1 protein-coding gene is annotated in these 671 nt (G+C 66.3%); it reads left to right on the top strand.

What is annotated here, in order from left to right; translation table 11 throughout:
- On the top strand, positions 1 to 593 hold a 593-nt coding region (locus HMPREF3138_RS27325; protein WP_246828745.1), incomplete at its 5' end, for an autotransporter outer membrane beta-barrel domain-containing protein.
- Positions 594 to 671: the final 78 nt, after the last annotated feature.

Genomic DNA, 671 nt, shown 5'->3' with positions numbered 1-671 from the left:
AGTTCGGGGCGCTGGCGCTGCGCGGCGGGGCGGGCTACACCTGGCACCGCATCGACACCAAGCGGTCGGTGAACTACGGAATGCAGTCGGACCGCGACACGGCGAAGTACAGCGCGCGCACCGAGCAGCTGTTCGCGGAAGCGGGCTACAGCGTGCAGGGTGAGTGGCTGAACCTGGAGCCGTTCGTGAACCTGGCGTACGTGAACTTCGAGAATAACGGCATCGCGGAAAGCGGCGGCGCGGCGGCCTTGCGCGGGGATAAACAGCACACGGATGCGACGGTGTCGACGCTGGGCCTGCGTGCAGACACCGAATGGCAGGTGACCCCGGGTACGACGGTGGCGCTGCGCAGCGAGCTGGGGTGGCAACACCAGTACGGCGGGCTGGAGCGAGGCACCGGGCTGCGGTTCAACGGCGGCAACGCGCCGTTCGTGGTGGACAGCGTGCCGGTGTCGCGCGACGGGATGGTGCTGAAGGCGGGGGCGGAAGTGGCGGTGAACGAAAACGCCACGCTGTCGCTGAGCTACGGCGGGCTGCTGTCGCAGCACCACCAGGACAACAGCGTCAACGCCGGCTTCACCTGGCGCTTCTGACCTTCAACGGCGATCTCAAGGACAACGGAGCCGGCATGCCGGCTCCGTTTTTATTGTAAGCCTTAAACCACCTCCTAA

Source organism: Serratia sp. HMSC15F11 (genome assembly GCF_001808215.1).
Lineage (GTDB): Bacteria > Pseudomonadota > Gammaproteobacteria > Enterobacterales > Enterobacteriaceae > Serratia > Serratia nevei.
This window is presented reverse-complemented; position numbering and strand designations above follow the sequence as displayed.